Origin of the sequence: Clostridium sp., assembly GCF_036642255.1 — a bacterium.
GTDB lineage: Bacteria > Bacillota > Clostridia > Clostridiales > Clostridiaceae > Clostridium_J.
The window spans coordinates 1-5,710 of record NZ_JAVWDJ010000091.1 but is presented as its reverse complement, the minus strand read 5'-3'; the positions used below and the strand labels follow the sequence as shown (position 1 = coordinate 5,710).

Here is a 5,710-nt window from a genome sequence, read left to right as displayed (position 1 = left end):
ATTCGGAATTAACTGGTTTTACCTTTTTCTCTGTTTAATTTTCAAAGACCAATTATCGCTACATTGTAGCGTTGTCACCACCTGATGACCTTTTAAATTTTATCATCTTTATTTTTTCTTGTCAACATCTTTTTTAAAACTTTTTAGGATTTTTTTCACTCTCTACAAAAATTTCATTTATGATGTTTTCGCTGTGCATTTGTTATTAACTCAGCGACAAGATGTATTATATAACATTATTACTGCTCTTATAGTTCTATATTCATTATTAAACAAAATTATGTACTATTTTCTATCTTTTACATTAAATTTCTAAATATTTCTTGTAATGATACACTTGGTGAAGTTTACTTTTATTACAGTTCATAAACCTAATTATTATAGATAAATTATAATCTCATCATTAACTTTACTATAATCAAGTGAATCTAAATATATCAAGTGATCACCATTAAGAAACTAAAACTTCTTTTATTACCTAATTCTCTATGGTAGTATTCCATCACTTTTCAATAAAAAACTTCTCTTTTCAAATCAACTCCATTAAAACATAAAATCCAAGTTCATTATTAGTAGCGAACTTGGATTTTTAATAGTCTTTATTTTAAGTCATTAACTATTTCTTTAAACTTATTTCCTCTTATTTCAAAATTAGGGAACATATCAAAACTTGCACAAGCAGGTGCCAGTGTTATAATATCTCCTCCCATAGAGATTTCTCTTGCTTTATTCACAGCATCTTCTAAAGAACTCGTTATATAGATAGGCACTTCTATTCCTTTTTCTTCTTTCAGTAAATCAAAAGCACCTTTTATTTTGTTTTTAGTAGCTCCTAATAGCACTAAAGCTTTTATCTTTTCATGACCCTCGAAAGCCAGTGGTTCAAAAGGTAGGTTTTTATCATATCCACCCGCTATTAGTATAACTGGTTTTTCAAAAGATAGTAAACTTGCTACTGTTCTTGTTGGACTGGAGGCAATAGAATTATTATAGTATTCTACACCGTATAATTCTCTAACAAATTCATTTCTATGCTCTACACCAGTGAAGGTCATTGCAATCTTTCTCATTGTATCTATGGAAACCTCCTTGCAAGTTGCAGTAAATGCTGCTAGAAGATTTTCAATATTATACATGCCTTTTAACTTAACTTCATCTTTCGCACAAACTTTTTCACCTTTAACATAAAGAATACCATCTTTAAAATAAGCTCCTTGCTTTATGACTTCATTTGTACTAAAAGTATATAGTTCCCCTTTTTCCTCACCAATCATAGAACTAGTAATTTTATTATCTTGGTTTAGCACTAATAACCCATTATCATTCTGATATTTGAATATGTTTTTCTTAGAGTCTACATATTCCTCCATGCCCTTATGCATATCCAAATGATTTGGTGATAAGTTTGTTATCAACGATACATCTGGTGAATCTGTCATAGTCATTAGTTGAAAACTCGATAATTCTAATACTACTCTATCACTAGGTATTATTTCTTCGATGTTTGTAAACAATGGAGTTCCTATATTTCCTCCAACCCAAGTATTATATCCTTCTTCCTTTAAAATTCTATAAATCAAAGATGTGGTGGTTGTTTTCCCATCACTTCCTGTTATTCCATAAACCTTTGCTGGACAGTATCTTACAAACTCCTCCATCTCAGAGGTAATGTATGTTCCTTCTTTCTTAGCTGCAGTAAAAGCATCACTATCTATTCTCATTGATGGGGTTTTAAAAATCACATCAAAGCCTTTTAAATTCTCTAAATAGTCGTTACCTAACTGAAATTTAACTCCCATGTTTGAAAATCTATTCACTACTTCTTGTAATTGATCTAGAGTCTTTTTATCGAATGCCGTAACTTTAGCATCTAATTTAACAAGAAACTCTATCAAAGGTATATTACTTACCCCTATACCTACTATTGCTACACTTTTATTCTTAATAAATTTTTTAAAATCATCAAAACTTCTTCTCATTATATGCCTCCATAATATACATAATTTAATCTACTTAAATAAAAACCTAATTTTACTTATATCTTGTAATAATCCATGTAATTAATTAAATTAGTAATATAAAACTACTACTAATTATATCACTTATTAAGTTTTTAACAAATATCGTTTTATATACTATTTTCCATTATGATAAACTTTCACTTTTGATAATACCGCCGTCTTATAAGTTTCTATGATAAATTTTTAATTTATTCATTTCCCAAAACCTTAAATTAATAAAGGCAAATTCATGTATAAGCTAGATTCTCACTTTGGTTTTCTACAATATTTCACATCCATATACACGCTTACTCTTCATATCTTTGGCATTTTTTCCTATAATCAGAATTATAAGAATAAATTAAATATAAAAACTTAATTTCGACATATTGATTTACAAATTTCGCTATGATATACTAACTTATGTGCCGTAAGGAAATATGTTAAAGCGATCCCCAAAGTTTTAACATGACACATAACATATCCCCATGATTAAACCCTATTTTACCGGATGTATATCCGGTTATTTTTTTACCCAAAACCAGTAATGGCCTCATAATTAACACTATATAGTATTTAATTTAAAAGGATTTTTAGAAATTATACAAAGCATTTTCCGTATATAAAAGCTCCTGAGATAAACCCAGGAGCTTTATTTATAGCTGTTTTCAGCTTTCCTTTTTATTAATTTCAGAATTGTAGAATTGATTTTCAAGTCGTAATTTGTAGAATTAAGGATACTATTTTCTCTTTTTTCTTAAATAACCTTAGTACAATTAAAATTCTATCTTATTGTCGATGTATCCTACAAGCTCATCTATAGAAAGTCTAATTTGTTCCATTGTATCTCTGTCCCTTACTGTAACAGTGTTATTCTCCAATGTATCGAAATCAACTGTAATACAGAATGGGGTTCCAATTTCATCTTCTCTTCTATATCTTTTTCCTATACTTCCAGCCTCATCATAATCCACACTGAACTTTTTAGAAAGCATAGAGTAAACATCTAAAGCCTTATCACTTAATTTTTTACTTAAAGGAAGTACTGCAGCTTTAAATGGTGCAAGGGCTGGGTGTAAGTGCATTACAGTTCTTACATCTCCACCTTCAAGCTCTTCTTCCTCATATGCGTTGCACAAGAATGCCAAGGCAACTCTATCTGCTCCAAGTGATGGCTCAATGCAATATGGCACATATTTTTCATTAGTAACAGGATCAAGATAACTTAAATCCTCTTTAGAATGATCCATATGCTTTCTTAAATCATAATCCGTTCTATCTGCTATACCCCAAAGTTCACCCCATCCAAACGGGAATAAGAACTCTATGTCGCAAGTAGCATTACTATAGAAAGATAACTCCTCTTCACCATGATCCCTAAACCTTAAATTTCCTTCCTTCATTCCAAGATTAAATAAGAACTTTTTACAATAATCCTTCCAATAATCAAACCATTCAAGATCTGTTCCTGGCTTACAGAAGAATTCTAACTCCATTTGCTCAAATTCTCTAGTTCTGAATATGAAGTTTCCTGGTGTTATTTCATTTCTAAAAGATTTACCTATTTGTGCGATACCAAATGGAACTTTCTTTCTTGAAGTTCTTTGAGCATTCTTAAAGTTTACAAAAATTCCTTGAGCTGTTTCTGGTCTAAGAAAAATCTCATTTTTGCTATCATCAGTAATACCTTGGAAAGTTTTAAACATAAGATTAAACTTTCTTATATCTGTGAAGTTTCTTTTTCCACACTTAGGACAAAGAATTTCATGGTTATCTATATACTCTTTATACTCTTCATTCGTCCATCCATCAGCTACTGCAACTTCTGCACCTTGAGCTGTCATATGGTCTTCAACTAACTTATCTGCTCTGAATCTAGCTTTACATTCTTTGCAATCCATTAATGGATCTGAAAATCCACCAACGTGTCCAGATGCAACCCAAACCTCAGGATTCATTAGTATTGCACAATCTAATCCCACATTATATGGACTTTCTTGTACAAACTTTTTCCACCAAGCCTTTTTAACATTATTCTTAAACTCTACTCCTAAAGGACCATAATCCCAAGAGTTTGCTAATCCTCCATAAATTTCTGACCCTGAGAATATAAATCCTCTATTTTTGCATAACGCAACTAATTTATCCATTGTTAATTCTGCTGCCATATTATTACCTCCATCTAAGTTATTTTATTTATAGTTAATCATAAGCATGAATTCTTAATTCAAGACTTACACTGACTTTTTATTTCAATTTCACTTTTACTTATAATTGCCTTAGCACGATCCTAAATAAAACAAGAGTCTTGCCTCATTATTCTACTGAATAATTTATTAAAAAATAAAAAAAGCTTTACCAACTAAGGGACGAAATATAATTCCGCGGTTCCACCCTTATTGGCAATAGCCCATCTTTCAAAACTCCCACTCAAAAGCTCCCTTCATATTAATCTCTTAATGATTTCCACCACACATCATCTCTCTATAAAAGAAATTAACACTACTCTTCTTTATCATTGTGATAAATATTATATTATTTAAAAACGAAAAACTCTAATAATACTATTATAATAATCCTATGATCTATTGTGCATATTTATATAACACAAGATTATAATTTATATTCTACCAAAACTTACTTTAATGTCAAGCTAACGTAGCGATAATTTTCATCTTTATCTTATTATTTCCATTACTGTTTATCTTTATGCTTTTTATAAATTTATCTAAAATTCTTCTGCATCTCACTCTTCTTTACAATAAATTTTCTCTTATATCTTTGCCTATAGCTTCTATAAAAGAAAATTTCTTCTTCTTTATTGTTATATGTGATTTTACAATAAAAGTAATACAATTATGTCTTCAATATAATAGTTCTTATGAAATTATAAAATTTGTATCCTCCAGATTTTATAATGAAATTAGAATTTAAATACTTATCACAATCTATTTTTGCTTTTTTAAAGATCACATTAATATAAAACCTCTAATTCTACACAATAAAAAAAGATTGGTAATTACCAACCTTATATACTTATTTCATAATTGTTCAAAAAATAAAAATGGCTCCGCGAAGAGGATTCGAACCTCCAACCTATCGGTTAACAGCCGAGTGCTCCACCATTGAGCTATCGCGGAATATTTTGCCTTACAATATATATTATATCCATTTCCCCTAAAAATACAATACTTTTTATAAAATTTTTATAATGCTTTTTAAATATAGATTAGACTTTTTTCAGCCTTACTTAAACTACCCTCGCTATCGCATCTAATCCAACTTAGATATTTTTTATTTATGGCAGAATGTCTCAATAGTTTATAAGAGACTTTTTATATATCATAAGTTGTTAAAGTTAAAGAATTATTATAAGACAATTATTATTTCACAGAAAGACCTATTTTAGCCCCACTAATTAATATGTTTTTCCTAAGGATAAATTCATACTTGATACCTTATATTTGTATATATGAAATATAAGAGGCTATCCATATAAGGATAGCCTCTCAATCTAATCTTGTTATTATTGTATTGGTTTCATTGTTGGGAATAGAATAACATCTCTTATCGAATAAGCATCTGTTAAGAACATTACTATTCTATCTATTCCTATTCCAAGACCACCAGTTGGAGGCATACCAACTTCAAGAGCACTCATGAATTCTTCATCTATCATGTATGCTTCATCATCTCCAAGTTCTCTTTCT

Annotated in this window: 3 protein-coding genes, 1 tRNA gene and 1 other annotated feature; all 4 genes read right to left on the bottom strand. The window is 29.6% G+C overall.

The genetic code is table 11. The features are described 5' to 3' along the window. Positions 1-599: 599 nt before the first annotated feature. On the bottom strand, positions 600-1,979 hold the full coding sequence (gene murD, locus RR409_RS20670) for a UDP-N-acetylmuramoyl-L-alanine--D-glutamate ligase (RefSeq protein ID WP_332559668.1): 1,380 nt from the start codon (positions 1,977-1,979) through the stop codon (positions 600-602). A gap of 797 nt (positions 1,980-2,776) precedes the next feature. Beyond that, the gene (locus RR409_RS20665) at positions 2,777-4,168 is read right to left on the bottom strand and encodes a glycine--tRNA ligase (RefSeq protein WP_332559667.1); all 1,392 of its coding nucleotides are present in this window, start codon (positions 4,166-4,168) and stop codon (positions 2,777-2,779) included. 194 nt (positions 4,169-4,362) lie between these two features. Continuing rightward, positions 4,363-4,528, bottom strand: a binding site (T-box leader). 537 nt (positions 4,529-5,065) lie between these two features. Beyond that, positions 5,066-5,140, bottom strand: a tRNA-Asn gene (locus RR409_RS20660). A gap of 386 nt (positions 5,141-5,526) precedes the next feature. After that, positions 5,527-5,710 (bottom strand): amino acid--tRNA ligase-related protein (locus tag RR409_RS20655; protein WP_332559666.1); only part of this gene is annotated, 184 nt, incomplete at its 5' end.